Source organism: Streptomyces sp. NPDC006733 (assembly GCF_040636125.1).
Classification (GTDB): domain Bacteria; phylum Actinomycetota; class Actinomycetes; order Streptomycetales; family Streptomycetaceae; genus Actinacidiphila.
This window is the reverse complement of the sequence record NZ_JBEYJD010000021.1, coordinates 59,541-85,485: the sequence shown is the minus strand read 5'-3', so window position 1 is coordinate 85,485 and position 25,945 is coordinate 59,541. Positions and strand designations below refer to the sequence as shown.

Genomic DNA, 25,945 nt, shown 5'->3' with positions numbered 1-25,945 from the left:
CGTTGCCTCGCATGAAGATCCTCATCTCGGCCGACATGGAGGGCGCCACCGGCGTCACCTGGCCCGCGGATGTGCTGCCGGGGAGCGAGCAGTGGCAGCGCTGCCGCCATATGTTCACCTCCGACGTGAATGCCGCGATCGCCGGCTTCTTCGACGGCGGCGCCGACCAGGTCCTGGTGAACGAGGCGCACTGGACCATGCGCAACCTGCTGCTGGAGCAGCTCGACGAGCGGGCCGAGATGCTCACCGGCCGGCACAAGGACCTGTCGATGGTCGAGGGCGTGCAGCACGGCGACGTGGACGGCATCGCCTTCGTCGGGTACCACACGGGCGCCGGCACCGAGGGCGTGCTCGCGCACACCTACCTCGCCAACTCGATCACCGGCGTGTGGGTCAACGGCGAGCCGGCGAGCGAGGGCCGGCTCAACGCGCTGGTCGTCGCCGAGTACGGGGTGCCGGTCGTCCTGGTGACGGGCGACGACCGCACCGGCGAGGACGCGCGCGGCTACGCCCCGCGGGCGCGGACGGTCGCGGTCAAGGAGTACGTGTCGCGGTACGCCGCGGTCTGCCGGCCGCCGGCCAGGACCGCGGCCGACATCCGGGCCGCGGCGAAAGAGGCCGCGGCGCTCGCGGTGCGCCATGAGCCCGAGCGGGCCGGGCCCTTCCGCGTCGAGGTCGAGTTCGACGCCGTCCACCTCGCGGGGGCAGCCGCGGTGGTGCCCGGCGTGGCGCTCACCGGGGAACGTCGTGTCGCTTACGCATCACCGACCATGTACGAGGGCATCCGCGCCTTCAAAGCGGTGACCACGCTCGTGTCGGCAGCGGTGGAGGAGCAGTATGGCTGAGCAAGGGGTGTTCGAGGTGGTCGGCCAGGAGGTGGACCAGCAGGCGCTGGACGAGGTGGTGCGCTTCACCTCCGACCTGATCCGGATCGACACGACCAACCGCGGCGGCGGCGACGGCAACGAGCGGCCCGCCGCCGAGTACGTCGCCGCGCTGCTGTCCGAGGTCGGGATCGAGCCGACGATCCTGGAGTCCGCCCCCGGCCGGACCAATGTCGTCGCCCGCATCGAGGGCGACGACTCCGCCGCCGACGCCCTGCTGGTCCACGGCCACCTGGACGTCGTCCCGGCCGAGCCCGCCGACTGGAGCGTGCACCCGTTCTCCGGTGAGATCCGCGACGGGGTGGTCTGGGGCCGCGGCGCGATCGACATGAAGAACATGGACGCGATGGTGCTCGCCACGGTGCGGGCCATGGCCCGCAGCGGGCGCCGCCCGGCCCGGGACGTCGTGCTCGCCTTCACCGCGGACGAGGAGGACAGCGCCGCCTACGGCGCCGGCTTCCTGACGGACCAGCACCCCGGGCTCTTCGAGGGGTGTACCGAGGGCATCAGCGAGTCGGGCGCCTTCACCTTCCACGCGGGCGGCGGCCTGCGGCTGTACCCGGTGGCGGCCGGCGAGCGCGGCACCGCCTGGATGCGGCTGACGGCGCACGGCAAGGCCGGGCACGGCTCCAAGGTCAACTCGGCGAACGCGGTGAGCCGGCTGGCCGCGGCCGTCGCGCGGATCGGCGAACACGAGTGGCCGGTCCGCCTGATCGACACCGTGCGCGCCTCGCTCACCGAACTCGCCACGCTGCACGGCATCGACCCGGACCTGGACGACGTGGACGCGCTGCTCGACCGGCTCGGCCCGGCCGCGGCCCTCGTCCGCCCGACGGTCCGCAACAGCACCAACCCGACGATGCTGCAGGCCGGGTACAAGGTCAACGTCATCCCCGGGACCGCGACCGCCTATGTGGACGGCCGGATCCTGCCCGACGGGGAGGCCGAGTTCGCCGAGACCATGGACCGGCTCACCGGCCCCGACGTCGACTGGGAGTTCTACCACCGGGGGGTGCCGCTGCAGGCCCCGGTGGACTCGCCGACGTTCGCGGCGATGCGCGAGGCGCTGGAGCACTTCGACCCGGAGGCCCACGTCGTCCCGTACTGCATGTCGGGCGGCACGGACGCGAAGCAGTTCTCCCGGCTCGGCATCACCGGCTACGGGTTCTCCCCGCTGAAACTGCCCCCGGGCTTCGACTACCAGGCGCTCTTCCACGGAGTGGACGAACGCGTACCGGTCGAGGCACTGCACTTCGGCGTCCGGGTGCTCGACCGCTTTCTGACCTCCACCGCAGGGAAGGGACCGGCATGACCCAGGACGTCCCGTACGGAGCCTGGCCGTCGCCGATCGGCGCGGTGACGGCCGCGTCGCACGACGGCAGCCCGGAGTTCGTGGGCTTCGTCGGCGACGAGGTGTGGTGGACCGAGCCGCGCCCCGCCGAGGGCGGCCGCCGCGCGCTGGTCCGGCGGCTCGCGGACGGCAGCGAGCAGCGCCCGCTGCCCGCGCCGTGGAACGTCCGCAGCCGCGTCATGGAGTACGGCGGCCGCCCCTGGGCCGGCACCGCGGCGGCGGACGGCCCGCTGATCGTGTTCGTGGACTTCGCCGACCAGCGGCTGTACGCCTACCGGCCGGGGGCCGAACCGCTGCCGCTGACGCCCGTCTCGGCGGTGGGTGACGGCCTGCGGTGGGTGGACCCGCAGATCCACCCGGACCGGGGCGAGGTCTGGTGCGTCCTGGAGGAGTTCACCGGGGACGGACCCTCCGACGTGCGGCGCGTGATCGCCGCCGTGCCGCTGGACGGGTCGGCCGCCGCCGACCGCGGCGCCGTCCGCGAGCTGACCGACGGCGCCGACCGGTTCGTCACCGGCCCCCGGCTCTCGCCGGACGGGCGGCAGGCCGTCTGGATCGCCTGGAACCACCCGCTGATGCCGTGGGACGGCACGGAGCTCAAGCTCGCGCAGGTCGGGCAGGACGGCGCCTTTACCGGCGTCCGCACCCTGATCGGCGGCCCCGAGGAGTCGGTCGCGCAGGCCGAGTGGACCCCGGGCGGCACCCTGGTCGCCGCCACGGACCGCACGGGCTGGTGGAACCTGCACCGGGTCGACCCGGGCACCGGCGAGGCCGTCAACCTCTGCCCGCGCCAGGAGGAGTTCGCCGGTCCGCTGTGGAAGCTCGGCTACCGCTGGTTCGCGCCCGTCGGCGAGGGGCTCCTCGCTGTCCTGCACGGCGTCGGGGCGCAGCGGCTCGCCATACTCGACCCCGCCACCGGCGAACTCGCCGACGTCCCCGGCCGCTGGACGGAATGGGCCGCGGGCCTGGCCACCTCCGGCACCAGGGTGCTGGACGTGGCGGCGAGCGCCCGCTCCTCGTCGGAGATCGTCGAACTCGACACCCGCACCGGGCACGCCCGCGTCATCGGCTGCGCCCACCAGGACACCGTCGACCCCGCGTATGTGCCTGACCCCACCGCCCGGACCTTCACCGGGCCCGGCGGACGCGAGGTGCACGCCTACGTGTACCCGCCGCGGAACCCGGAGGCCGCGGCTCCGGCGGGGGAGCTGCCGCCGTACGTGATCTGGGTGCACGGCGGCCCGACCAGCAGGGTCCCGATGGTGCTCGACGTGGAGATCGCGTACTTCACCTCGCGCGGCATCGGCGTCGCCGAGGTCAACTACGGCGGCTCCACCGGCTACGGCCGCGCCTACCGCGAGCGGCTGCGCGAGCAGTGGGGCGTCGTGGACGTCGAGGACTGCGCCGCCGTCGCGCGGGCGCTCGTCGAGGAGGGCACCGCGGACGGCGCCCGGCTCGCGATCCGCGGCGGCAGCGCCGGCGGCTGGACCACCGGAGCCTCTCTCACCAGTACGGACCTGTACGCGTGCGGCGCCATCAGCTTCCCGATCCTGGACCTGACCGGCTGGTCGGCGAACGGCGAGACGCACGACTTCGAGTCGCGGTACCTGGAGTCCCTCGTCGGACCGCTCGCCGAGGTCCCCGACCGGTACCGCGACCGCTCGCCGGTCAACCGCGCCGACCGCGTCACCGCGCCCTTCCTGCTGCTGCAGGGGCTGGACGACGTGATCTGCCCGCCCGTCCAGTGCGAGCGCTTCCTGGAGCAGATCGCCGGGCACGGCATCCCGCACGCCTACCTCACCTTCGAGGGCGAAGGCCACGGCTTCCGCCGCCAGGAGACGATCATCGCCTGCCTGGAGGCCGAACTCTCCCTCTACGGGCAGGTCTTCGGCTTCGTGCCGCCCGCCGTGCCGCGACTCGAGCTGACCACGTGACGCGGCCCGTACCGGAACCCCTGCGGCGGGCCCGCCGACTGGTGCCCGGCGACCGCGTCGCGATCGTCGCGCCCAGCGGTCCGGTCCCGCGCGAGAGGATCGACGCCGGGGTCGACCTGCTGCGCGGCTGGGGCCTCGACCCCGTCGTCGCGCCGCACGTCCTGCGCACGCACCCATACCTGGGCTACCTGGCGGGCGAGGACCGCGACCGGGCGCGGGACCTGCAGCAGGCGTGGTGCGACCCGTCGGTGGCCGCGGTGATCTGTGCGCGCGGCGGCTACGGCGTGCAGCGCATGGTCGACCTGCTGGACTGGGAGGCGATGCGGGCCGCCGAGCCGAAGGCGTTCGTCGGGTACAGCGACATCACCGTGCTGCACGAGGCGTTCGCCACCCGCCTCGGGCTCGCCACGGTGCACGGCCCGATGGCCGCCGCCGCCACGTTCCTCAAGGACGGCCCCACCCAGGACCACCTGCGCCACACCCTGATGGAACCGGAGACCGTCCGGGTCCTGACCTCGCCCGCCGCCCGCACCATGGTCCCCGGCCGGGCCCGCGGCCGGACCCTCGGCGGCACGCTCTGCCTGCTCGCGGCCGAGCTCGGCACCCCCGGCGCCCGGCCCGGCGCCGCGGGCGGGATCCTCCTGCTGGAGGACGTCGGCGAGGAGCCGTACCGGCTGGACCGCTACCTCACCCAACTGCTGCGCTCCGGCTGGCTGGACGGCGTCGCCGGCATCGTCCTCGGCTCGTGGGCGGAGTGCGGCCCGTACGACACGCTGCGCCCGCTGCTGCTGGACCGGCTCGGCGGGCTGGGGGTGCCGATCGTGGAGGAGCTGGGGTTCGGGCACTGCGACTCCGCGATCACCGTCCCGCTCGGCCTGCCCGCCGTCCTGGACGCCGGCGCCCGCACCCTGACGATGGAGGTCCCGGCACTCCTTACGGACCGCTGACATCCCGGCCGGGTCACCGCGCCGAAGCCGCCCCGGGCCGTACGTTCGGAACATGCTGACACTGGTCACCGGAGGCGCGGGCTTCATCGGCGCGCACATCGTCACCGCCCTGCTCGACGCCGGACACGACGTGCGCGTCCTGGACGTGCTGCTGCCCGCGGCCCACGGGGAGCGCGCCGAGCCGCCCGCCCTCCCGGCGGGAGTGGACTGGCGGCGTGCCGACGTCCGGGACCGCGCGGCCGTCGGGGACGCGCTGCGCGGGGTGGACACGGTGTGCCATCAGGCCGCCATGGTCGGACTCGGCAAGGACTTCCGCGACGCGCCGGAGTACGTCAGCTGCAACGACCACGGCACGGCCGTGCTGCTGGCCGCGATGGCGGCCGCGTCGGTGCGGTCGCTGGTCCTGGCCGGCTCCATGGTGGTCTACGGCGAGGGCCGGTACTCCTGCGCCCGGCACGGCGTCGTGCGCCCGGGGCCGCGCCGGGTCGCGGACCTCGACGCCGGCCGTTTCGAGCCGCCCTGCCCGCACTGCGGCGACGCGCTCGCCCCCGGCCTCGTCACCGAGGACGCCCCCGCCGACCCGCGCAACGTCTACGCGGCCACCAAGCTCGCCCAGGAGCACCTGGCCGCCGCCTGGGCCCGCGCGACCGACGGCCGGGCGGTGTCCCTGCGCTACCACAACGTCTACGGCCCCGGCATGCCGCGCGACACCCCGTACGCGGGCGTCGCCGCGCTCTTCCGCTCCGCCCTGGCGCGCGGCGAGGCGCCCCGCGTCTTCGAGGACGGCGGCCAGCGGCGGGACTTCGTGCACGTGCGCGATGTCGCGGCGGCCAACGCCGCCGCCCTCGGCGCGTCGGCCGCCGGGCCCTCCGGCGGGCTGCGGACGTACAACGTCGGCAGCGGGACCGTCCACACCGTCGGCGACATGGCCGCCGCCCTCGCGGCGGCCACCGGCGGCCCCGCGCCCGTCACGACGGGCGAGTACCGGCTCGGCGACGTCCGGCACATCACCGCCTCGTCGGCGCGGATCCGCGCCGACCTCGGCTGGACAGCGGCCGTCGCCTTCCCGGACGGCATGCGCGACTTCGCCCGTGCCGCCCTGCGCGGAGCGCCCGCACCCGCTCCGGCCTGACGCCGGCCCCGACCGGACCGTCGCGAGCGAGACACCCCGCGGTCAGCCCGAGGCGGCCGGCAGGACGACCTCGAAGCGGCAGCCGCCCGGCACGTTGCTGACGGCCGCGCGGCCCGCGTGCGCCTCCACGATGCCGCGCACGATGGCGAGACCGAGCCCGGCCCCCGCGGGAGGCGTCCTGGCGCCGGTGCCGCGCCAGCCGGTGTCGAAGACCCGCGGCAGGTCGGCGGCGGGGATGCCGCCGCAGCCGTCGGTGACGGACAGCACCACGGAGTCGGCCTCGCGGTGCGCGGAGACCGCCACCGTCCCGTCCGCCGGGGTGCGGTGGATGGCGTTGGCGAGCAGGTTGGCGAGCACCCGCGTCATCTCGCGGCCGTCGACCTCCACCGGGACGGACTCGACTCCGTCGCCGACCAGCCGCACCCCGTGCTCGCGGGCGAGCGGATCCGCGCCCGCGATGGCGTCGCCCACCAGGTCGTAGACGGACATCCGGGACGGGGCCAGCGCCAGCACGCCCGCCTGGATGCGGGAGAGTTCGAAGAGGTCGCCGACCATGCCGCTCAGGCGGTCCACCTCGGCCCTGATCTGCGCGTGGTAGCGCGCCGGGTCCTCGGCTATGCCGTCCTCCAGCGCCTCGGCCATGGCGCGCAGCCCGGCGAGCGGGGTGCGCAGATCGTGCGAGATCCAGGCCACCAGCTCCCGGCGGGACGCCTCCAGCGCCCGTTCGCGCTCCCGCGAAGCGGCGAGCTTCGCGCTGGTCGCGGCCAGTTCGCGGCCCAGCTCGGCGAGTTCGGAGGTGGGCGGTCCCGCGGGCGCGGCGAACGTGTCGTTGTCCCCGAAGTCGCGGGTGGCGGTGGCCAGCGCGCGGCTGCCCGCGACGACGCTGCGGCCGAGCAGCAGGCTCACGCCCAGCGAGACGACGGCGGCCATCGCGCAGACGGTGATGACCACGCCCAGGTCGTGCGAGGACAGGAACATCGCCCAGGCGACCGAGAGGGTGCCGGCGAGCATCGCGGCCACCGTGACGGCGGCGACCACCGCCAGCGACAGCGCCACCGACCGGTTCCGCAGCAGCCGCAGCGCCAGCGCGCCGAGCAGCCCGGCGGCAGCGGCGCCGACGGCCGCGTAGGCCGCGATCAGCAGGACGTCACGCATCGGGCGCCCCCGCTTCCGGAGCTGCCGCGGCACCGGCGCCGGCCGGGGCGTCCGGCGGGTCGAAGCGGTAGCCGACGCCCCAGACGGTGCTGATCAGCCGCGGCCGGGCCGGATCGTCCTCGATCTTCTCGCGCAGCCGCCGCACGTGCACGGTGACGGTCGACAGGTCGCCGAACTCCCACCCCCACACCCGCCGCATCAGCTCCTCGCGCCCGAGCACCCGTCCGGGGTGCCGCAGGAAGAACGCGAGCAGGTCGAACTCGCGGATCGTCAGGGCGAGTTCCGCGCCCGAGCGGGTGGCGCGCCGGGCGGCCGGGTCCAGCGCCAGCGGCCCGGACCGCAGCCAGGGGCCGTCCGGCGGCGGAGTCCCGGCGCGGCGCAGCACCGACTCCACGCGCAGCACCAGCTCGCGCGGGCTGAACGGCTTGGTGACGTAGTCGTCCGCGCCGACCTCCAGTCCGAGGATCCGGTCGTCCTGGTCGCCGCGCGCGGTCAGCATCACCACCGGGACGGGGCCGCGCTCGCGTATCCGCCGGCACACCTCCAGCCCGTCCAGGCCCGGCAGCATCAGGTCGAGAACGACGAGGTCGGGGCGGACGGCGGCGGCGCGGGCCACGGCCGTGGGCCCGTCGGCGGCCCGGTCGACGAGGAAGCCCGCGCGCAGGAGGTAGCCCGCGACGACCTCGGCGACGGTCGGGTCGTCGTCGACGACGAGGATGCGGCGCTGTGCGGGTTCGGTGGTCACGCTCCGAGTCTGGCACCGGAGGGCCGGAACGGGCTCCCGGGTGGCGGTGCGGGGCACCGACGTCCGCGTTTCGTAAGGATCCAAAGTCCGGAATGTCGGTTTCTGGTTCGTAGGGTGAGGAGCGTGACCAACCCACCGACACCGCCCGTCGACGTCGTACTGCCGTGCCTGGACGAGGCCGGCGCCCTGCCCTGGGTGCTGGAGCGCATTCCGTCCGGATGGCGGGCGATCGTGGTCGACAACGGCTCGACCGACGGCTCCGCCGACCTGGCCGCCTCCCTCGGCGCGACCGTGGTCCGCGAACCGCTGCGCGGCTTCGGCGCCGCCTGCCACGCGGGACTGCTCGCCGCGACCGCCGACGTCGTCTGCTTCTGCGACTGCGACGCCTCGCTCGACCCGGCCCTGCTGCCCTCCGTCGCGGACCCGGTGCTGCGCGGTGATCTCGACCTGGTGCTCGGCCGCCGCAGGCCGACCACCCGCGGCGCCTGGCCGCCGCACGCCCGGCTCGCCAACCTCGAACTGGCCCGCCGCGTGCGCCGCCGCACCGGCTTGCGGCTGCACGACCTCGGCCCGATGCGGGCCGCCCGGCGCGGCGCGCTGCTCGGCCTGGAACTGGCCGACCGCCGCTCCGGCTACCCGCTGGAGATGCTGGTCCGCGCGGCCGACACGGGCTGGCGGATCGCCGAGACCGACGTCCCGTACGCGCCCAGGACCGGCCGCTCCAAGGTGACCGGCACCTGGCGCGGCACCTGGCACGCGGTCCAGGACATGAGCGCGGTCCTGCGCCGCCCGGCAACCGCCCCGACCCTCACCCCGGCCGCCCGATGACCGGCACCCCCGGCACGGCGACGCTGCTGGTGATCGCCAAGGAGCCGGTACCGGGGCGGGTCAAGACCCGGCTCACCCCGCCGTACACCCCGCGCCAGGCCGCCGCGCTGGCCGAGGCGGCGCTCGCCGACACCCTGGACGCGGTGCTGCGCACCCCGGCCCGGCGGCGCGTGCTGGTGCTCGACGGCGCCCCCGGCCGCTGGCTGCCGCCCGGCTTCGACGTCGTCCCGCAGGCCCCCGGTGGCCTGGACGAACGGCTGGCGGCCGCGTTCGCGGGCTGCGTCGGTCCGACGCTGCTGGTCGGCATGGACACTCCGCAGCTCACCCCGGCCCTGCTGGAGCCGGCGTCGCGGCCCGACGCGTGGCTGGACTGCGACGCGTGGTTCGGTCCGGCGGCGGACGGCGGCTTCTGGGCGGTCGGCCTCGCCGACCCCGACCCGGCGCTCTTCCCCGGGGTGCCGATGTCGACGGACCGGACGGGCGCGATCCAGCGCCGCCGGCTCACCGACGCCGGGCTGCGGGTCCGCGACCTGCCGGGCCTGCGCGACGTCGACACCGCCGCCGACGCCGCCGAGGTCGCCGCGCTCGCGCCCGGGTCCCGCTTCGCCGCGGTGCTGCGGACCCTGCGCACCGGTGCGTCGCCGGGCCTGGCCGCCTCCGGCCGGACGACGGCCCGGTGACGCCCGTGGACGGCGTGACCGCGACGATGGCGCAGCGGCCGGCCGACCCGGCTCCGTGGATCGACGACCCGTACGCGCAGGCGATCCGCTCCGGGCGCGGGCCGCTGTTCCTGCGCCGGGCCGACGGCTGGCTGCTGCCGCTGGACGTGGAGCGGTGGTGCGCGGCCCCGGACGCCGCCGACACCGCGCTGCTGTACCGGTGCCGGCGCGGCCCGGTGCTCGACATCGGCTGCGGGCCCGGCCGGCTGGTGGCGGCGATCGCGGCCACCGGGGTGCCGGCGCTGGGCGTGGACGTCAGCCCGGCGGCCGTGGCCCGCACCCGGGACAGCGGGGGAGCGGTGCTGTGCCGGTCGGTCTTCGACCGGCTGCCCGCCGAGGGCCGCTGGGGCACGGCGCTGCTGATCGACGGCAATGTCGGCATCGGCGGCGACCCGCGGGCGCTGCTCGCCCGGGTCGGCGAACTGGTCGCCCCCGGCGGCCGGTTGCTCGTCGAGGCCGCGGCCTACGACGTCGACGAGCGGTTCACCGTACGGGTGGAGGACGGCCGGGGCCGGCACGGCCGCGACTTCCCCTGGGCGCGGCTGGGCGCCGCCGCGCTGCGGAGCGCCGCCGGCGGCGCGGGGTGGACGGCGGTCGAGGAGTGGTCCGTGGGCGGCCGCCACTTCGTGGAGCTGTGGCGCTGCTGAGGCCGGCGGCGGCCGTGCGGGCTCACGCCCACGTACGGTCCAGGAAGTCCGCGATCAGCGGGGCGATCTCGCCGACGCACTCCTCCAGCGCGAAGTGCCCGGTGTCGAAGGAGTGCACCTCGGCGTCCGGCACGTCGCGCAGGAACGCGTGCGCCCCGGCCTCCACGAAGAGGGCGTCGCGGCGCCCCCACAGCACCAGCGTCGGCGGCTGGTGCTTGCGCAGCCAGGCCTGCCAGCGCGGGTACCGCTCGACGTTGCCGCGGTAGTCGTACGCCAGTTGGAGCTGGATCTCGTCGCGCCCCGGCAGGTCGAGGAAGTGCTGGTCGAGCAGCCAGCTCTCGGGGGCGACGGCGGACGCGTCGGTCGTGCCGCCCTCGTACTGGGCGCGGGTGAAGTCGGGGGTCAGCATCCCGCGCAGCCGCTCCTCGGAGCCCTCGGTCTCGCGGCGCTCGGCCACGAAGGCGCGGGCGGTCGGGCTGAGCCCCTCCTCGTAGGCGTTGCCGTTCTGCACCACGAGCCCCGCGATCCACTGCGGGTGGCGCTCGGCGAGGCGGAAGCCGACGGGGGAGCCGAAGTCGAAGGCGTAGAGCGTGAAGCGGTGCAGGCCCAGGGCCTCGCAGAAGCCCTCCACGACGTCGGCGAGCAGGTCGAAGGTGTAGGTGAGGGAGGCGGGCGCGTCGCTGTGCCCGAAGCCCGGGTAGTCGGGCGCGATCAGGTGGTACTGGCCGCCGAGCGCGTCGATCAGCCGCCGGTACTGGTGCGAGGCGGACGGGAAGCCGTGCAGCAGCAGGAGGGTCGGGGCGGACGGGTCGCCGGCCTCCCGGTAGAAGACGCGGACTCCGTCCACGTCGACGAAACGGTGGGCCACCCGGGGAAGTTCCAGAGCCGTCATCGCGCGTGCCTCCGATGTGTGTGCCGGCGGGACCGTTCCGCCGACACCCACATGCTAATGGCTAAAAGCTCTTCTATCCATTAGTTCTTGCGATGAGCGCGAAATCGGCGCAGCGCCGCTCCGCACGCCGCCAGGGCGGTGAGCGCGGCCACCGCCCCCAGCACGACCAGGGTGTTGCGGGGGTAGTCCAGCGGCAGCACCGACGGGTTGGCCGTCGCGCTCGGCCGCAGCAGGAACGGCAGGGCCACGGCCGTCAGGCACGCGGCGGTGATCAACCCGCCGCGCACCGGCCGCCGCACGTGCGGCGGCAGCCACCGGGCCAGCGCCGCGCCGACGGCCAGGACCACCGGCGTCAGCACCGCGTCGTGCAGCACGATGGCGCCCGCCAGCCAGACCAGCACGTCGACCGGCGCCCGCACCTGACGGTCCGTGAACAGCAGGACGGCGCCGAACGCCATTGCCGCGACCCCCATCGCGCCCAGCACGATGCGCGCCCTCATGCCAGCACCTCCAGCCGGGAGACCCACTTCGTCTGCAGCACACCGGGCCGGTTCGGCGCGATGATCCGGGCCGGGAAGCCGTGGTCGGCGCAGAGCGGCGCGCCGTTCAGCGCCAGCGCCAGCAGCGTCAGCGGATCGCGCGCGTACGAGGCGCCCATCTCCATCACCGAGTAGGCGCCGCCCTGTTGCAGCGACACCACCCGGACCGTCGCCCCGGGCGGAGCGCCCGCCCGGTCCAGCAGGTCGCGCACCCGCACCCCCTCCCAGTGCGCGCTCTTGCTCCACCCCTCGACGCAGGCGATCGGCAGCCGCGCGGCGTGCTGCCGCAGGGCGCGCAGTTCGGGCAGCGTCAGCTCGTACGGCCGCGGCCCGGCGACGTGCAGCCGCCAGCCCGCCAGCCGCGCCGGGGTGATCCCCGCCGCCGCTGCCGTCCGGTTGACGGGCAGCCCCTGCGGGCCGTGGTCCGGATGGCGGGGCGCGAGCAGGTCGACGTCCTTCAGCGGGGTGAAGGACTGCCCGACGGTCGTCAGCGTGACCGCGCCGACCGCCGCGCCGACGCCCAGCACGAACGCCCGCCGGTCGGGCCCGTCCGCCACGGGCAGCCGCACGGTGCCGGACGAGCGCCGCGACCAGTGCTCCGCGATGACCGGGGCCTTCACCGCCAGGTGCAGCAGCAGCGCGCCGATCGCGACCCAGGCCAGCGCCCAGTGCACGGGCACGAAGTTCCACGGCCACGGGTACCACTGCAGCGTGTTCAGCAGCCCGCTGAGCAACTGCAGCAGCACCGTCCCGACCAGCACCGCGATGGACAGCCGCTCCAGCGCCTTGCCCACCGACCGGGCCGGCGGCCAGGCGAACAGCCGCGGATAGACCGTCCACAGCTTCGCGAGCACCAGCGGGATCGCCGCGATCCCGGTCGCCACGTGCAGCCCCTGGGTGAGCCGGTAGCCCCACGAGGGCCGGCTCGGCAACCGGTCCGCCGCCCAGCCCGGCGGGTGCTGCAGGTAGTGGCTGATCAGGCCGGTCACGAAGCAGACCGCGATGGCCGCCCCGAGCGCGCGCCCGACGACCGTGGCCGTCCGCGCGTCGTGCAGCCGTCCGGTGAAGGCCCCCTCGCGCAGCGGGCCGCGGCGCAGCCGGGTCGGCGGGTCGGGGAGTGCGAGCCGCGGATGGCTCCGCGGGGCCGAAGGCTTCGGGGGGTGGCCCCCGTCCGATGGATTCTGCATGCTCCCATCACACCCCCGAACCGGGTCCCAACAGGGGAAAGGACTCCTTACGGATTGCGGACGCCGGGCCCGGCACGGCCCTTTCCGGCGGCTGCGCCTGCCACGGTGGGCGGTGTGGGAGTCCGCACCGTATGCACCGCAGTCCTCGTCGCCGCGCTGACCGCCGTCGTCGCCGTCACCATCCGCTCGGGAGGTTCCGAGGCGCGTCCGCGCCACCTGCTGTACTGGTACGCGGCCGGCTGGGCGCTGTTCGCCGCCGCCGCGTGGGCCGTCCGCAAGGTGCCCGTGCGCGCCGCCGTGGTCCTCGTGCTGGCCGGCAGCGCCGCGCTGTCGCTCGCCGCGCTCAGCGGGCCGCCGCGCACCAGCAGTGACATGTACCGCTACGCCTGGGACGGCCGGGTGCAGGCCGCGGGCATCTCCCCGTACGCCCACCCGCCCGCCGCGCCGGAACTGGCTGGGCTGCGCGACCGCTGGCTCTTCCCGCCGGGCCCCGACTGCCCCCGCCCGGACCTGAGCACGGCCGGTACGGACTGCACCCGCATCAACCGCCCCGCCGTGAACACCATCTATCCGCCGGTGGCGGAGGGCTGGTTCCTCGCCGTGCACGCGCTGTCGCCCGACGGCGCCCGCCACAAGCCGACGCAGATCGCGGGCGCGCTGCTGGCCGTCGGTACCAGCGCGGCCCTGCTGCTGGTCCTGCGGCGGCGCGGCGACCCGCGGCGGGCGGCGCTGTGGGCCTGGTGCCCCGCGGTGTCCTTCGCGGCGGTCAACGACGCGCACGTCGACACGCTCGGCGTGCTGCTGACCGTCCTCGCGCTCGGCACGTCCGTCCTACCGCGCCGCGGCGCGCTGCTGGGCGCGGCCATCGCCGTCAAGCTGCTGCCCGCGGTCGTGCTGCCGGGCGCCCTCGCCCGCCGCGGTCCGCGCGACGCCGCGCGCGTCCTGCTGCCCGCCGTCCTGGTGATCGCGCTCGCCTACCTGCCGTACGTCCTGACCTCCGGCATCGGCGTCCTCGGCTACCTGCCGGGCTATCTGCGGGAGGAGGGGTACGAGACGGGCAGCGTCCGCCGGTTCGCGCTGCTGCGGCTGTTCCTGCCGGACAGCGCCGCCGCCCCGGTCGCGGTGGTCCTGATCGCGCTGACGGCGCTGTACGTCCTGCGCCGCGGCGACCCCGACCGGCCGTGGAGCGGCGCGCTGCTCGTCACCGGCACCGCGCTGCTCCTGACCTCGCCCTCGTACTACTGGTACGCCCTGCTGGTGGTCGCGCTGGTCGCGCTCGACGGCCGCTGGGAGTGGCTCGCCGTGCCGCTCGCGGGCACCGTGCTCTACATCGGCAACGCCATGGGCACCCACGGCACCTGGCTGCAGTCCTGGTCCTACGGGACCGCCGCGGTGACGGTGCTGGCCGGAGCGGTGCTGCGGGCCCGTGCGGCGGAGCGGTCCCACCCGGCCGTGACCCGCGCGGGTGAGGTCGCGGGGGTCACTCGCCGGTGACGCCGTCCGTCAGTTCGCGCAGCAGGTCGGCGTGGCCGTTGTGCCGCGCGTACTCCTCGATCATGTGGACGTAGACCCACCGCAGGTCGATCGGTTCGCCGCGGCGCGGGTGGGGGAACGTCTCGTCGAGCGAGCGTCCCGCGGCGGCCCGGTCCGCGAGTTCGCACTCGCTCGCGAACACCGCGAAGTCGGCCTCGGCGGTCGCGGCGGCGGCCCGGTCGAAGTCACCGTCCGGATCCTCGTCGGGACAGTAGAGGTCGTCGAGATCCTTCTGGCCGTCGAACAGGATGCGGAACCACCAGCGCTCCACCTCCGCCATGTGCCGCACCAGCCCGAGGAGTGACAGGGTCGACGACGTCACCGGCCGCAGGGCCAGCTGCTCGGCGGTGAGGCCGGCGCACTTCGTGAGGAGGGTCGCGCGGTGGTAGGCGAGCCAGCTCTCCAGGGAGGCGCGCTCGGCGGAGACCATCGGCGGTTCATTGCGCGGTACTTCGGGTGCGGTCCAAGTCATCCGCACATGATGACCCCCGCAGGCGGCGTCCGCACTCCGTTATCCGGGCAGGTCACCGCGGCGGACACCGGTCGCGCGGGCGACAGCGCTCACCCGGGCGGTATCGTTCGCGCGGAGGTACACGTGAACGACACACCGCACCCGGCCCGCCCGCTGGCGGTCTTCGACCTGGACGGGACCCTCGCCGACACCCGGCACCGGCTGATCCATCTGGAACGGCGGCCGAAGGACTGGGCGGCCTTCTTCGCCGGCGCGGTGGACGACGCCCCGCTGGCCGAGGGCGTGGCGCTCGCCCTGGCGACCGCCGCCGACTGCGACATCGAGTACGTCACCGGCCGGCCCGAGCGCTGCCGCCGCGACACGGTCGAGTGGCTGGAGCGCCACGGGCTGCCGGCGGGGAAGGTGTGGATGCGGACGGACAACGACCGCAGGCCGGCCCGCGTCACCAAGCTGGAACTGTTGCGCAAGCTGTCCCGCACCCGCGAGATCCGGTTGGTCGTCGACGACGACAAGCAGGTCTGCGACGCCTACAAGGGCTCCGGCTTCACCGTGCGGCGCGCCCGCTGGATGGAGTCCGCCCCGCTGCTGGAGCAGGCCCAGGACGGCGAGGGCCGCACCTGACGCCGGCGCGGCGCGCCCGGCGGCGCTGCCTGCTACTGGCAGGGACAGGCTGTGAACACGCGGGCGGGGGAGACTGGTCCGCATGGACACACCCGCGGAACTCGGCGAATTCCTGCGCACCCGGCGCGCCCGGCTGCGGCCGGAGGACGTCGGACTGATCTCCTACGGCGCCCGGCGCCGGGTACCGGGCCTGCGCCGTGAGGAGCTGTCGCAGCTCGCCGGTGTGAGCGTCGCGTACTACACGCGCCTGGAGCAGGGCCAGAGCCACAACGCCTCGGAGGGGGTGCTGGACGCCCTCGCCGCCGCGCTGCGCCTGACCGAGGACGAGCGCACCCACCTGCGCAACCTGGCGCGCCCCGGCCGCGCCAAGCGCCGCCCGCCGGAGCGACCGGACAGCGCCAGGCCCGGCACGCGGCAGCTGATCGCCGCGCTGGGCGAGGTGCCCGTCGTGGTCCTGGACCGGCGCTTCGAGGTGCTGGCGTGGAATCCGCTGGGGCACGCCCTGACCGCCGGGCACCTCGACGCGCAGAGCCCGGACCGCCCCGCCGACCGCCCCAATCTGCAGCGGCTGCTCTTCCTCGACCCGCACACCCGCGAGCTGTACCCGCGCTGGGACGAGGAGGCCCGCCGCGCGGTCGCCTCGCTGCGGCTGGCCGCCGGGCAGTACGCCGACGACCGGCGGCTGGCCGAGCTGATCGGTGAACTGACGATGAAGAGCCCCGAGTTCGCCGCCCTGTGGTCGCGCCACCCGGTGAACGGCTGCACCTTCGGTGCGAAGTCGTTCCACCACCCGACGATCGGCCCGCTGGAACTCTCCTTCGAGATGCTGCAGGTCCCGGACGACTCGGGGCACCGGATGCTGATGTACAGCGCCGCACCGGGCTCCTCCTCCGAGGCGGCCCTGCGCCTGCTGGCGGCCGGGGCCTTTCTGGGAGCCGAGCGGGCCGATCGTGTTGTGGGAACCGTGGGGGCCGTCACCCGAACGGAGCAGCCGACCGCCCCCCGGGACCCGAACGCGGCGATGCTGAACGCAGGGGGTGACCGTCACCCGGAGAGCAGGTGACCCACTGTGAGAGCCGACAAGTCGACATCAAGCGGGACGTCCGGCCAGGGAGTCGTCACACCGAGCCGGATCGCGGTGGCCGCGCTGGCCGTGCTCGGTCTCGTCTTCATCTTCGAGAACACCCGGCAGGTCAAGATCCGGCTGATCATTCCCGAGGTGACGATGCCGCTGTGGCTCGCCCTGCTCGGGGTGGCCGTGATCGGCGGGGTCTGCGGGGCCTACGTCTTCCGCCGCCGGAAGTGACGCCGGGGCTCACACACCGCTGACCGGCGTCGGCCCGTCGAGCGGCTTGCCCAGGCACACGCTGAGCTCGTCGTGCCGGTACAGCCCGAACTTCGTCACCGGGGTGTAGCCGCACGACGTGTACAGCGCGATGGCCTCCGGCTGCTTCGTACCGGTCTCCAGCACCATCCGGGTCCGGCCGGCCGCCGCGGCGCTCGCCTCCAGCTCGGCCAGTATCCGCCGCGCCAGCCCCCGGCCGCGCGCCTCGTCCACGACGTACATCCGCTTGAGCTCCGCGTCGCCGTCCGAGTGCCCTTCCGGCGACTCGTCCTGCGCCCGCCACCCGCCGCTGGCGACCGGCTCCCCGTCCACGTACCCCACCAGGTACAGGCCCCGGGGCGGGTCGAACTGCGCGGCGTCCATCGGGGTCATATCGCCGTCGCCGTACCGCTCGACGTACTCCAGCTGGACCCGGTCGTTGAGCTTCACCGCGTCGGGGTGGTCGTAGCGCATGATTCGAATCTCCACCACGGCATCGTACGGGTGTACGCGCGCCGCTCCGGCGCCCGCCCGCGGACCTGACGTGCGGGGCCTGCCGTGCCGGGCCCGTATCGGGGCGCGATCCGCGGACCGGCTGGTCGAGTAGGCTGCGCTGCGCTGATATCCGCACTTCGGGAGCTTGCCGTGCTGACTGTGACGACCGTGAATGTCAACGGGCTCCGTGCCGCCGCCAAGAAGGGCTTCCTGCCCTGGCTGCGGGCCACGGCCGCCGACGTGGTCTGTCTGCAGGAAGTGCGCGCCGAGGCCGCGCAGCTCCCCGAGGAGGTCCGCGAGCCCGCGGGCTGGTCCGCGTACCACGCCCCCGCCGCCGCCAAGGGCCGCGCCGGCGTCTCGGTCTACAGCCGCACCGAGCCGACCCGCGTGCAGGTCGGATTCGGCTCCGACGAGTTCGACGGCTCCGGCCGGTACCTCGAGATCGACCTCCCGGGCGTCACCGTCGCCAGCCTCTACCTTCCTTCCGGCGAGGTCGGCACCGAGCGCCAGACGGAGAAGGAACGCTTCATGGCGGAGTTCTTCGTCCACCTCACGGAGCTCCGCGCCCGCGCCGCCGCCGAGGGCCGGGAGGTGCTCGTCTGCGGCGACTGGAACATCGCGCACCAGGAGGCCGACCTCAAGAACTGGAAGACCAACCAGAAGAGCGCCGGCTTCCTCCCCGAGGAGCGCGCCTGGCTCACCAAGGTCTTCGAGCAGGGCGGCTACACCGACGTCATCCGCCGCCTCCACCCCGACACCACCGGCCCCTACTCCTGGTGGTCCTACCGCGGCCGGGCCTTCGACAACGACGCGGGCTGGCGCATCGACTACCACGTCGCGACGGCGGGCCTCGCGGACAAGGCCGTGTCGGCCGTGGTGGAGCGGGCCGAGACGCACGACCTGCGGTGGAGCGACCACGCACCGGTGACGGCGGTCTTCGACCTCTGAGCGGCGTCGGGACGCTCAGCCCGGGGAGGCGAGGACGTCGGCCAGGTCGTAGCTCACCGGCTCGTCCAGCTGGGCGTAGGTGCAGCTCTCCGGGTCGCGGTCCTCGCGCCAGCGGCGGAACTGGGTCGTGTGGCGGAACCGGTCGCCCTGCATGTGGTCGTAGGCCACCTCGACGACGCGTTCGGGGCGCAGCGCCGTCCACTCCAGGTTCTTGGCGCCGCTCCACCGGCTGGGGGCGCCCGGCATCCGGTCGGTGGCGTGCGCCTCCTCGTTCTTCCACCGCGCCCACGGGTGCTCGTCCGCCGCGGCCATGCGGAGCGGGGCCAGCTCCGCCATCAGCTCCTCGCGGCGCCGCATGGGGAAGGACGCGCACGCGCCCACGTGCTGCAGCCGGCCGGACGCGTCGTACAGGCCGAGCAGCAGCGAGCCGATGACGGGCCCGCTCTTGTGCTCGCGGTAGCCGGCCAGGACGCAGTCCGCGGTGCGCTCGTGCTTGACCTTCACCATCAGCCGCTGGTCGGGGCGGTAGAGCAGCTCGGGCGACTTGGCGACCACGCCGTCGAGCCCGGCGCCCTCGAAGCGGCTGAACCACTCCTCGGCCACCGCCAGGTCCATCGTGACCGGAGCGACGTGCACCGGCGCCACCACGTCCGCCAGGGCCTTCTCCAGGGCGGCCCGGCGCTCCCGCAGCGGGGTGTCCAGCAGCGCGCTGTCACCGAGGGCCAGCAGGTCGAAGGCAACGAAGGAGGCGGGGGTGCGCTCGGCGAGCAGCCGGATCCGCGACTCGGCGGGGTGGATGCGCTCCTGGAGGGCGTCGAAGTCCAGCCGGTCGCCGGAGACGACGATGATCTCGCCGTCCACCACGCAGCGCTCCGGCAACTGCTCCAGCAGCGCGTCCGCCAGCTCGGGGAAGTACCGGCCGAGCGGTTTGCCGTTGCGGCTGCCGATCACCAGCTCGGGGCCGTCGCGGTGCACGATCGCACGGAACCCGTCCCACTTGGCCTCGTACTGCATCCCGGGCGGGATGCGCGCCGCCGCCTTCGCCAGCATCGGCCTGACCGGCGGCATCACGGGAAGGTCCATGATCCGATTGTGCGGCCGGTCGCGCGGCGCCGCCTCTTTGGCCGCGGCCGCGCTCCGGAGGCGGGCGCCCGGAAGCGGTCCTAGCGTGAGGGCATGGCAGAAGCGGTGGAGCTGCGGATCGGCGAGCGGACGGTGCGGGTGACGCACCCGGACAAGGTGTACTTCCCCGAGCGGAACCTCACCAAGCTCGACCTCGCCCACTACTACCTGGCCGTCGGCGAGGGCGCCCTGCGCGCGCTGCGCGACCGCCCGACGACGCTGCAGCGCTTCCCCGAGGGCATCGCGGGGGAGTCGTTCTTCCAGAAGCGCGCCCCGAAGGACCTGCCCGACTGGACGCCGACGGCCCGCATCGCCTTCCCCAGCGGACGCTTCGCCGACGAGACCTGCCCGACCGAGGTCGGCGCGGTGCTGTGGGCGGCGAACCGGGGCTGCCTGACGTTCCACCCGTGGCCGGTGCGCCGGGCGGACACCGACCACCCGGACGAGCTGCGCATCGACCTCGACCCGCAGCCGGGCACCGACTACGCCGACGCGGTGCGCGCCGCCCACGAGCTGCGCGACGTGCTGGACGGACTCGGGCTGCGCGGCTGGCCCAAGACCTCCGGCGGGCGCGGGCTGCACGTCTTCGTCCCGATCGCGCCCCGGTGGACCTTCACCCAGGTCCGCCGCGCGACCATCGCCATCGGGCGGGAGCTGGAGCGGCGGATGCCGGAGCGGGTGACGACCGCGTGGTGGAAGGAGGAGCGCGGCGAGAAGATCTTCGTCGACTACAACCAGATGGCCCGCGACCGCACGATCGCCTCCGCCTACTCCGTCCGCCCGTTCCCGCACGCCCCGGTCTCCGCGCCGCTGCGCTGGGAGGAGCTGGACACCGCCGTGCCGACCGACTTCGACCTCGTCTCGATGCCGGCCCGCTACGCGGAGCTCGGCGACCTCCACGCGGACATGGACGACCACGCCTTCGACATCACCCCGGCCCTCGACCTCGCCGACCGCGACGAACGCGACCACGGCGCGGGCGACCTCCCCTACCCGCCGGAACACCCCAAAATGGCCGGCGAACCCAAACGCGTCCAACCGAGCCGCGCCAAGCCGTCACCGTAGCCGCCGCCCGCGACAACGCCGCCCGCGACAACGCCGCCCCGGAAAACGCGGCGGCCCGGCGTCCGGACGGGGTTGCCGTCCGGGCGCCGGGCCGTGGGGTGGGGGTGGGTGGTCAGCGGTGCAGGGTCAGGCGGTGGACGCCGCCGTCGACGGTGCCGACGTAGAGCGTGCGGCCGTCCGGGGTCGCGGCCAGTTCGGTCGCGTCGGTGTTCTGCAGGCCGGTGGAGATGTTGTGCCAGCTCGCGCCGTGGTCGGTGCTGCGCAGCACGCCGCGGCCGCCCTGCGGGAGGCCGCTGGCCCTGGAGCCGGTGGTGGCCGCGTAGAGCGTGTCGCCGACCCGCAGCAGGTCGGAGACGTGGATCGCGAGGGCGCCGGTGTCACCGGTGCGGAAGGTCTTCCCGCCGTCGGTGCTGACCCGGACGCTCTCGCCGCCGATGACGAGCCGCCGGCCGTCCAGGTCGATGGCGGTCACCGGACCGTCGGCGACCTTGGTGACGGTCACACCGCCGTCGTCCGACCGGTAGAGGCCGGCGGAGTTGCCGAGCCACAGCCGCAGCGGATTGGCGGGGTCGCCCGCGATGGTGTCGAAGGCCCGCTCGTGGAAGAGGTTCTTCCACGTCGCGCCGCCGTCACTGGTGGCGAACAGCCCCTGGCCCAGCAGGCTGCGGAAGCTGACCACCACCCGCTTCGGGTCGGCGGGGTTCACCAGGAGCGCGGTCGGCACCTCCGACGAGGTGCCGCGCTCCTGCCAGGTGGCGCCCGCGTCGGCGCTGCGCTGGACGACGAACGTGCCGACCGCGGTCCTGCGCACCTTCCAGATCACGTTCGGCTCCTTGGCCGACACGGCGAGCTGGGTGACGCGGACCCCGACCCTGCCCTCTCCTCCCGAGCGGCCCCACTCGGGGCTCGCGACGGGAAGGGCGGTGCGGTAGACCGCGCTGTCCGTGGCGGCGAGCAGGTGGCCGCCGCTGACCGCGAGGTCGTTGACGGTCAGGCCCTGGACGCCGATCCGCCGGTAGCCGGTGCCGTTCACGGTGCCCCGGTAGAGGCCGTCCTGCTCGCTGGAGACGGTGACCGAACCGTCGCCCCAGCGGTCGTAGTCCATCGGAACCGCGGCCTTCGACGGCCCCGCGACCGTGGTCCACGTCCGCCCGTGGTCGTGGCTGAGCCGCCCGCTGCCGAGCAGCGTGCTCAGGTACAGGTCGTCGCCGGAGACGGTCAGGTCGAGCCCGCCCTCCGCCAGCGGCAGCAGGGTCGACCAGGTCTTCCCGCCGTCGTGGGAACCGACGACGCCGGTGCCCAGGACGTACACCGCCGCGACCGAGGCGTCGGCGGCCAGCCCGCCGACGCTGTGGTCGCCCGCGTCGTAGAGCTGCCGGGCCGCGCCGGGGTGGCCCGAGCCGATGCCGGAGCGGGCCCAGACGCCGCGGAACGTCGTCAGGTACAGGGTGTCGCCGGTGACGGAGGCGCCGGTGACGGCACCGGTGACACCGGTCGGGTAGGTGGTCCAGTGGTCGCCGGCGTCGGTGCTGACCAGCAGCGCGTCGGAGACGACCGCGACCAGCGTGCGGGTCTTCTCGTCGGCGGCGAAGGCCGTGACGCGGGCGTCCGGGACGGCGAGCTGCCGCCAGGTCCGCCCGTTGTCGTCGGTGCGCAGGATCGTGCCCCGGCGGCTGCCGTCGTGGACGCTGTTGACGGCGTACCACCAGCGGTTGGCGTTCTCCGTGTCGACCAGCAGCGGCCCGGTGCCGTCCGCGACCGGCAGCCGGCCCAACTGGCGCCAGGTGGCGCCGTTGTCGGTGGTCAGCCAGGGAGCCGCCTTCAGGTACTGGGTGAGCACGGCCTGGCCCGGCCGGTTCGGCGAGAGGGCGACCCAGCCGGCCTCGCTGTTGGGCCCGACGGGCTCCCAGCGGTTGGTGCGGCTGTCGACCGGAGTGACCTCGAAGGCGCTGGTGCCGGTGAGCCGCTGCCCGGTGCCGGCGGTGCCCCGCACCGCGACGCGGTAGACGCCGGCGACGCTGCCGGTCACCTCGGCCCGGTAGTAGCCGCTGGCGGGGTCGAGGACGGACTTGACGTCGAAGGCCTTGCCGCGCGGCGGGGTGACGGTGACGACCGGCGGTTCGGCCAGCCGGGTCGGCGCGGCGATGTGCACGGTCGAGTGGCCGTCGCTCGGGTCGGGCGAGGCCTGCACGGCCAGGTGGCGGACGGCGAGCAGGTAGGGCACCGTGATCGCCGGTCCCCGGTCGGGCGTCGCCGTGAGGCGGCCGCCGACCTCGGTGTCGGTGGACGGGCGGGCGACGCTCAGCGAGACCGTGACGGTCGCGGTCCCCCCGGCCGGCACGGTGACCCGCTTCGGCGAGACCGTGGCCGGTCCCTCGGTCCGCAGCGTGGTCGTGACCGGCTGCCTGCCGGCGTTCCGCAGCGTCACCTTCGCGGTGCCGCCCACGTCGCGCCGGGACAGGTCGGCGAGTCCGAAGGACACGGACGACGGGGTGGCGCCGATGGTGGCCGAGGCGGCCGCGGCCACGTCGAGCCGGCCCGAGCCCTGCGTCGTGGGTCCGCTGCCGCTCAGCGGCTTCGCGGTGCCGACCAGCGCGGCCCGCACCTCGGCCGGTGCCTGGCCCGGGTGGAGCTGGCGCAGCAGGGCCGCGGCGCCCGCGACGTGCGGGGTCGCCATCGACGTACCGGACATGCGGTACTGCCCCGGCTCGTACAGCGCCTTGGGGATGGTGGAGCGGATCTCCACGCCGGGGGCGACCAGGTCGGGCTTGAGGCCGAATCCCGGGGTCGGGCCGCGCGACGAGAACGAGGCGATCCGGTCGGTGGTGTCGGTGCCGCGCAGCGTCACCGAGACCTTCCCGGCGGCCAGCCGGGTGGTCAGCTCGGCGTACTGGGTGGCGTCGATGCCCATGACCACGAGGTGGTCCATGCGCAGCGAGTCGCCGGAGGCGTCGATCCGCGCGGGCGACGCCGGCACCTGGGCGACACCGGGCTCCGGGGTCACCTCGGGCTGCGGGACGGAGCCCGCCGCTCCCGGCGCCCCGGTGGCGAACACCGGGCCGTCGTTCTTGGGCAGCCCGGCGAGGACCGCGATCGCGCCGCGCTTCTCCGCCTGCCGCGCCCACTCCAGCGCGTCGCCCGACAGGTCACGGGCTTCGGAGGCGACGAGGAACTGCGCCCGCAGGATCTTCCCGCGCACGTCGCCGACCCGCTGCCAGTCCTCCTCGGTGCCCTGGCCGACATCGACGAGCTGCGCGGTGACCGGGTTCACCGGCGGGTTCGCCGACACGATGCCGCGGTAGGTCTGGATCAGCTCGGGCTTCTTGCCGGCCAGGTACGCGCTGGGCAGCCGGACGCCGCTGGTCGACGCGCCGACCGAGATCACCCCGTCGGCGGTGCCCGGACTGCTGACCGTACCCGCGCCCGGCCCGTCGTTGCCGGCCGCGGCGACCACGACGACACCGGCCCGCACAGCCGCGGTCGCGGCGCGGCCCAGCGGGTCGGTGCCGTCGCCGGGGCCGCCGAGACTCATGTTGATCACGTCGGCGCGGTGCGGGCCGGCCGGGTCGGACGCCGCCTCGATGCCGGCGATGATGTCCGACGTGTAGCCGGCGCCGTCGGCGTCCATCACCTTGTAGGCGAGCAGGTTCGCGTCGGGTGCCACGCCGGTGATGCCGCCCTTCTCGGCAGCCTTCCCCGCGATGATCCCGGCGACGTGGGTGCCGTGGCCGTTGTCGTCCATCGGGTCCTCGTCGCCGTTGACGAAGTCGTACCCGCCGACGACCTTGTGGCCCTTGCCCAGCGCGCCGCCCAGATCGGGGTGGGTGTAGTCCACCCCGCTGTCCAGGATCGCGACGGTGGTCCCCTTGCCGGTGACGCGGCTGCCTGCGGGGTCCTTGCGCTGCCACACGGCGGGCGCTCCGATCAGCGGCACGCTCACGTCCGTCTTGGCCAGCACACGGGTGTCGGGCAGCACGGCGGTGACGCCCGGCAGCTGCGCCAGCCGGGCCACCTCGGATCCGGGCACCGTCATCGCCACGGCGTCGATGAGCAGGCCGAGCTTGCGGGGCGACGCGGGGTGCAGCCCGGCGCGCCTCGCCGAGCCGAGGAACGTCTCCTGCCGGGCGTCGATCGCCCGGCGGGCGGCGGCGACGCCGGGGACGGCCTGGGCGGCGAGCAGCGATCCACCGGGCGCGGCGGTGACCGCGGCGTTCCCGGACAGCTCGACGATCACTCGTTGCGACGGGTCGGGCGTGGACGCGGTGGCGGCACCCGGTGTGGCCGCCAGCGTGCCGGCGAGTACGACGGCGGCGAGACCGGCATGACGCGATCTTCGTGAGTTCATTGCCATACGTAAAGGTCCTAGTGGTGCGGGCCCTCGCCGCACAACGAATCTCCGTGGCCCATTGCTGCCGCTGGCACAACTGGGCCACCATCCGTCCATGACTCCCGAGACGCCGGAACTCACGGCGGCAGGCATCGATCCGTTCGACGAGCGCGTCTACCGCGCCGTCCTGACCCGGCGCACGGCGGCGCCCGCCGAACTCGCCGCGGACCTGGGCTGTTCGGCGGAGCGGGTCGCCCGGGCGCTGGACCGGCTCCGCGACCACGGGCTCGTCGGCCGGCTCGCGGGCGCCCGCCGCCGGTACGCCGCGATCGAGCCGGAGGCCGCCGTCGAGGCGCTGGTGCGGGCCAGGAGCAACGACCTGGAACGGGTCCGCTCGGCCGCCGCCGAGCTGTCCCGGCTCTTCGCCGCCGCGCGCACCGGCGCGACCGACGAGGACGAGGTGGAGATCACCACCGGCAGCGAGGCCCTCGGCCGCTGGTTCGTGCGCCTGCAGCAGGAGGCGCACGAGGACGTCATGACGCTGGACCGTCCGCCGTACGCTCTGACCACCTCCAACCCGGTGGAGACGACGGCGCTCGGCCGGGGCGTCCGCTACCGGGCGGTCTACGCGCCCGAGGCGCTGGAGTGGCCGGGCGTGCTGGACGACATCCGCGAGCTGGTCCGGCACGGCGAGCAGGCCCGCGTCCTGCCGGGGCTGCGGATCAAACTCGCCATCGCCGATCGGAAGCTGGCCCTGATGCCGCTCTCGCTCGACCTCAACGACGTGCGGGCGGCGGTGATCCGCCCCTCCACGCTGCTCGACGCCCTCACCGACTACTGGGAGATGTGCTGGAAGCAGGCGCTGCCGCTGAACGCCCCCGCCGACGACCCGCTCGACGAGGAGGACCGGCTCGTCCTCACCCTGCTGGTCAGCGGTCTCAAGGACGAGGCGATAGCCCGCCAGCTCGGCTGGTCCGTCCGCACCATGCGGCGGCGCATCAGCCGCCTCCACGAGCTGCTGGGCGCCGCCAACCGCTTCCAGGCGGGCGCCATCGCCGCCCGCCGGGGCTGGCTGTGA

General features: G+C 74.8%; 24 protein-coding genes. 15 read left to right on the top strand and 9 right to left on the bottom strand.

The features are described from left to right. Positions 1–11 precede the first annotated feature (11 nt). The 5 genes from ABZ721_RS20095 to ABZ721_RS20075 are packed head-to-tail and all read left to right on the top strand — an operon-like array spanning position 12 to position 6,248. Complete coding sequence (locus tag ABZ721_RS20095; RefSeq protein WP_358789979.1) at positions 12–845, top strand: M55 family metallopeptidase; 834 nt, start codon at positions 12–14, stop codon at positions 843–845. Beyond that, on the top strand, positions 838–2,196 hold the full coding sequence (locus ABZ721_RS20090; RefSeq protein ID WP_358789978.1) for a M20/M25/M40 family metallo-hydrolase: 1,359 nt from the start codon (positions 838–840) through the stop codon (positions 2,194–2,196). Before ABZ721_RS20095 ends, ABZ721_RS20090 begins: the two co-directional genes overlap by 8 nt. Beyond that, a complete protein-coding gene (locus ABZ721_RS20085) occupies positions 2,193–4,169 on the top strand; it encodes a prolyl oligopeptidase family serine peptidase (protein ID WP_358789977.1) in 1,977 nt (658 codons plus the stop codon). The genes ABZ721_RS20090 and ABZ721_RS20085 overlap by 4 nt, the downstream gene beginning before the upstream one ends. Further along, positions 4,166–5,116, top strand: a complete 951-nt coding sequence (locus tag ABZ721_RS20080; protein WP_358789976.1) for an LD-carboxypeptidase — start codon at positions 4,166–4,168, stop codon at positions 5,114–5,116. Before ABZ721_RS20085 ends, ABZ721_RS20080 begins: the two co-directional genes overlap by 4 nt. 52 nt (positions 5,117–5,168) lie before the next feature. After that, entirely contained in the window at positions 5,169–6,248 is a 1,080-nt protein-coding gene (locus ABZ721_RS20075) for an NAD-dependent epimerase/dehydratase family protein (protein ID WP_358789975.1), read from the top strand. A 42-nt stretch (positions 6,249–6,290) separates the two neighbouring features. Here ABZ721_RS20075 and ABZ721_RS20070 read toward each other — a convergent pair whose 3' ends face one another. Together ABZ721_RS20070 and ABZ721_RS20065 are read right to left on the bottom strand one after the other, a co-directional pair. Further along, the gene (locus ABZ721_RS20070; RefSeq protein WP_358789974.1) at positions 6,291–7,403 is read right to left on the bottom strand and encodes a HAMP domain-containing sensor histidine kinase; all 1,113 of its coding nucleotides are present in this window, start codon (positions 7,401–7,403) and stop codon (positions 6,291–6,293) included. Beyond that, positions 7,396–8,148, bottom strand: coding sequence for a response regulator transcription factor (locus ABZ721_RS20065; RefSeq protein ID WP_358789973.1), 753 nt, complete (start codon positions 8,146–8,148; stop codon positions 7,396–7,398). Before ABZ721_RS20065 ends, ABZ721_RS20070 begins: the two co-directional genes overlap by 8 nt. Positions 8,149–8,262: 114 nt before the next feature. On the opposite strand from ABZ721_RS20065, the gene ABZ721_RS20060 reads away from it, so the two are divergent. The 3 genes from ABZ721_RS20060 to ABZ721_RS20050 are packed head-to-tail and all read left to right on the top strand — an operon-like array spanning position 8,263 to position 10,342. Continuing rightward, positions 8,263–8,976 (top strand): glycosyltransferase family 2 protein, encoded by a 714-nt coding sequence (locus ABZ721_RS20060; protein WP_358789972.1) that lies wholly within the window; start codon positions 8,263–8,265, stop codon positions 8,974–8,976. Beyond that, positions 8,973–9,656 (top strand): DUF2064 domain-containing protein, encoded by a 684-nt coding sequence (locus ABZ721_RS20055; RefSeq protein ID WP_358789971.1) that lies wholly within the window; start codon positions 8,973–8,975, stop codon positions 9,654–9,656. Before ABZ721_RS20060 ends, ABZ721_RS20055 begins: the two co-directional genes overlap by 4 nt. Beyond that, complete coding sequence (locus ABZ721_RS20050) at positions 9,653–10,342, top strand: methyltransferase domain-containing protein (RefSeq protein WP_358789970.1); 690 nt, start codon at positions 9,653–9,655, stop codon at positions 10,340–10,342. The genes ABZ721_RS20055 and ABZ721_RS20050 overlap by 4 nt, the downstream gene beginning before the upstream one ends. A 22-nt stretch (positions 10,343–10,364) precedes the next feature. Here ABZ721_RS20050 and ABZ721_RS20045 read toward each other — a convergent pair whose 3' ends face one another. The 3 genes from ABZ721_RS20045 to ABZ721_RS20035 form a co-directional block, all read right to left on the bottom strand. Continuing rightward, positions 10,365–11,234: an alpha/beta hydrolase gene (locus ABZ721_RS20045; RefSeq protein ID WP_358789969.1), complete on the bottom strand. Its 870-nt coding sequence runs from the start codon at positions 11,232–11,234 to the stop codon at positions 10,365–10,367. 80 nt (positions 11,235–11,314) lie between these two features. Continuing rightward, entirely contained in the window at positions 11,315–11,734 is a 420-nt protein-coding gene (locus ABZ721_RS20040) for a hypothetical protein (RefSeq protein ID WP_358789968.1), read from the bottom strand. Beyond that, complete coding sequence (locus tag ABZ721_RS20035; protein WP_358789967.1) at positions 11,731–12,960, bottom strand: molybdopterin-dependent oxidoreductase; 1,230 nt, start codon at positions 12,958–12,960, stop codon at positions 11,731–11,733. The genes ABZ721_RS20040 and ABZ721_RS20035 overlap by 4 nt, the downstream gene beginning before the upstream one ends. 114 nt (positions 12,961–13,074) lie before the next feature. Between ABZ721_RS20035 and ABZ721_RS20030 the strand changes: the two genes are divergently transcribed. After that, positions 13,075–14,454: a glycosyltransferase family 87 protein gene (locus tag ABZ721_RS20030; protein WP_358789966.1), complete on the top strand. Its 1,380-nt coding sequence runs from the start codon at positions 13,075–13,077 to the stop codon at positions 14,452–14,454. Here the strand turns inward: ABZ721_RS20030 and ABZ721_RS20025 are convergent. Continuing rightward, the gene (locus ABZ721_RS20025; RefSeq protein ID WP_358789965.1) at positions 14,441–14,965 is read right to left on the bottom strand and encodes a DinB family protein; all 525 of its coding nucleotides are present in this window, start codon (positions 14,963–14,965) and stop codon (positions 14,441–14,443) included. The two genes, ABZ721_RS20030 and ABZ721_RS20025, sit on opposite strands and share 14 nt — an antisense overlap. A gap of 123 nt (positions 14,966–15,088) precedes the next feature. On the opposite strand from ABZ721_RS20025, the gene ABZ721_RS20020 reads away from it, so the two are divergent. The 3 genes from ABZ721_RS20020 (at position 15,089) to ABZ721_RS20010 (ending at position 16,892) form a co-directional block, all read left to right on the top strand. Continuing rightward, on the top strand, positions 15,089–15,586 hold the full coding sequence (locus tag ABZ721_RS20020) for a hypothetical protein (RefSeq protein WP_358789964.1): 498 nt from the start codon (positions 15,089–15,091) through the stop codon (positions 15,584–15,586). A gap of 82 nt (positions 15,587–15,668) precedes the next feature. Continuing rightward, positions 15,669–16,649, top strand: a complete 981-nt coding sequence (locus tag ABZ721_RS20015) for a helix-turn-helix transcriptional regulator (RefSeq protein WP_358789963.1) — start codon at positions 15,669–15,671, stop codon at positions 16,647–16,649. Between the two features lie 6 nt (positions 16,650–16,655). Then, entirely contained in the window at positions 16,656–16,892 is a 237-nt protein-coding gene (locus ABZ721_RS20010) for a DUF1049 domain-containing protein (RefSeq protein WP_358789962.1), read from the top strand. A gap of 9 nt (positions 16,893–16,901) precedes the next feature. On the opposite strand, the gene ABZ721_RS20005 is transcribed toward ABZ721_RS20010, so the two are convergent. Further along, on the bottom strand, positions 16,902–17,399 hold the full coding sequence (locus ABZ721_RS20005) for a GNAT family N-acetyltransferase (protein ID WP_358789961.1): 498 nt from the start codon (positions 17,397–17,399) through the stop codon (positions 16,902–16,904). A gap of 156 nt (positions 17,400–17,555) precedes the next feature. Between ABZ721_RS20005 and ABZ721_RS20000 the strand changes: the two genes are divergently transcribed. Further along, positions 17,556–18,353: an exodeoxyribonuclease III gene (locus tag ABZ721_RS20000; RefSeq protein WP_358789960.1), complete on the top strand. Its 798-nt coding sequence runs from the start codon at positions 17,556–17,558 to the stop codon at positions 18,351–18,353. 15 nt (positions 18,354–18,368) lie between these two features. Here ABZ721_RS20000 and ABZ721_RS19995 read toward each other — a convergent pair whose 3' ends face one another. Continuing rightward, entirely contained in the window at positions 18,369–19,436 is a 1,068-nt protein-coding gene (locus tag ABZ721_RS19995) for an ATP-dependent DNA ligase (RefSeq protein WP_358789959.1), read from the bottom strand. Between the two features lie 93 nt (positions 19,437–19,529). Between ABZ721_RS19995 and ligD the strand changes: the two genes are divergently transcribed. Further along, positions 19,530–20,540: a non-homologous end-joining DNA ligase gene (gene ligD / locus ABZ721_RS19990; RefSeq protein WP_358789958.1), complete on the top strand. Its 1,011-nt coding sequence runs from the start codon at positions 19,530–19,532 to the stop codon at positions 20,538–20,540. 112 nt (positions 20,541–20,652) lie between these two features. Here the strand turns inward: ligD and ABZ721_RS19985 are convergent, their stop codons facing one another. Continuing rightward, positions 20,653–24,885 carry a S8 family serine peptidase gene (locus ABZ721_RS19985; RefSeq protein ID WP_358789957.1) on the bottom strand — a complete coding sequence of 1,411 codons (4,233 nt, stop codon included), beginning with the start codon at positions 24,883–24,885 and terminating at the stop codon, positions 20,653–20,655. 97 nt (positions 24,886–24,982) lie between these two features. Here ABZ721_RS19985 and ABZ721_RS19980 point away from each other — a divergent pair, with 97 nt between their 5' ends. Continuing rightward, positions 24,983–25,945: a helix-turn-helix domain-containing protein gene (locus ABZ721_RS19980; protein ID WP_358789956.1), complete on the top strand. Its 963-nt coding sequence runs from the start codon at positions 24,983–24,985 to the stop codon at positions 25,943–25,945.

Excerpts from the sequence above, each read along its gene's own strand:
- ABZ721_RS20095 (WP_358789979.1), top strand. The coding sequence starts at position 12 with ATGAAGATCCTCATCTCGGCCGACATGGAGGGCGCCACCGGCGTCACC.
- ABZ721_RS20025 (WP_358789965.1), bottom strand. The coding sequence starts at position 14,965 with ATGACTTGGACCGCACCCGAAGTACCGCGCAATGAACCGCCGATGGTC.
- ABZ721_RS19985 (WP_358789957.1), bottom strand. The coding sequence starts at position 24,885 with ATGAACTCACGAAGATCGCGTCATGCCGGTCTCGCCGCCGTCGTACTC.
- ligD (WP_358789958.1), top strand. The coding sequence starts at position 19,530 with ATGGCAGAAGCGGTGGAGCTGCGGATCGGCGAGCGGACGGTGCGGGTG.
- ABZ721_RS20075 (WP_358789975.1), top strand. The coding sequence starts at position 5,169 with ATGCTGACACTGGTCACCGGAGGCGCGGGCTTCATCGGCGCGCACATC.
- ABZ721_RS19980 (WP_358789956.1), top strand. The coding sequence starts at position 24,983 with ATGACTCCCGAGACGCCGGAACTCACGGCGGCAGGCATCGATCCGTTC.
- ABZ721_RS20085 (WP_358789977.1), top strand. The coding sequence starts at position 2,193 with ATGACCCAGGACGTCCCGTACGGAGCCTGGCCGTCGCCGATCGGCGCG.
- ABZ721_RS20015 (WP_358789963.1), top strand. The coding sequence starts at position 15,669 with ATGGACACACCCGCGGAACTCGGCGAATTCCTGCGCACCCGGCGCGCC.
- ABZ721_RS20035 (WP_358789967.1), bottom strand. The coding sequence starts at position 12,960 with ATGCAGAATCCATCGGACGGGGGCCACCCCCCGAAGCCTTCGGCCCCG.
- ABZ721_RS20055 (WP_358789971.1), top strand. The coding sequence starts at position 8,973 with ATGACCGGCACCCCCGGCACGGCGACGCTGCTGGTGATCGCCAAGGAG.
- ABZ721_RS20070 (WP_358789974.1), bottom strand. The coding sequence starts at position 7,403 with ATGCGTGACGTCCTGCTGATCGCGGCCTACGCGGCCGTCGGCGCCGCT.
- ABZ721_RS19995 (WP_358789959.1), bottom strand. The coding sequence starts at position 19,436 with ATGGACCTTCCCGTGATGCCGCCGGTCAGGCCGATGCTGGCGAAGGCG.
- ABZ721_RS20090 (WP_358789978.1), top strand. The coding sequence starts at position 838 with ATGGCTGAGCAAGGGGTGTTCGAGGTGGTCGGCCAGGAGGTGGACCAG.
- ABZ721_RS20045 (WP_358789969.1), bottom strand. The coding sequence starts at position 11,234 with ATGACGGCTCTGGAACTTCCCCGGGTGGCCCACCGTTTCGTCGACGTG.
- ABZ721_RS20040 (WP_358789968.1), bottom strand. The coding sequence starts at position 11,734 with ATGAGGGCGCGCATCGTGCTGGGCGCGATGGGGGTCGCGGCAATGGCG.